The sequence below is a fragment of the Streptomyces sp. AC627_RSS907 genome, from assembly GCF_019049165.1.
Map to the genome: position 1 here is coordinate 1 of NZ_JAGMUE010001374.1, position 679 is coordinate 679.

The window sequence follows — 679 nt, forward strand, 5'->3', positions numbered from 1 at the left end:
TACCAGGCCATGGCCTGATCGCGGCCGGCGAACGCCCGGATCGCCGGCGGCTGGCGGAAGTCCGCCGGCAGCGCGAAGCACTCCTCCTCGCCCGGCTCGGCCGCCCCGGCCGCGGCCAGGGCGGTGGCCACGCACTGGTCGAGCACCCGCACCAGGGCCTCGGAGTCCGCGTCGAGCCCGCGCGCGTACAGCCGCACCAGGTCGTGCAGCGTCCAACGGTTCGGCGCCGTCCGGATGACGAGGTGGGCCGCGGCGAGCTGGTCCATGGCGGCCTCGGCCGTCTCCGGGTCCGTGCCGGCCAGCGCCGCCACCGCGTACCGGTCCACGTGGGTGCCGGGGTAGCGGCCGAGGTGCGCGAAGTGGTGCGCCACGCCGTCGGGCAGCCCGCGCACGGTGAGCCGCAGCGCCGCCCGCACCCCCGTGTCCTCCACGTCCAACAGGTGCAACCGGCGCGATTCGTCCGACAGTTCGGCGGTCATCGCCTCCAGCGACCACCCCGGCTGGTCCGCCAGGCGCGCCGCCGCCACCCGCAGCGCCAGCGGCAGCCCTCCACACAGCTCGGCCAGCCGCCGGGCCGCCGCCTTCTCCGCCGCCACCCGCTCGGGCCCGAGCACCGCGGCCAGCAGCGCCGTACTGTCCGCCGGCTCCAGCACGTCCACCGGGACGGGGCGGGCCGCGT

Annotated in this window: 1 pseudogene; it reads right to left on the reverse strand. The window is 77.8% G+C overall.

The features are described 5' to 3' along the window. Positions 1 to 679, reverse strand: a pseudogene (locus KUM32_RS41995) (AfsR family transcriptional regulator); the annotation flags it as partial.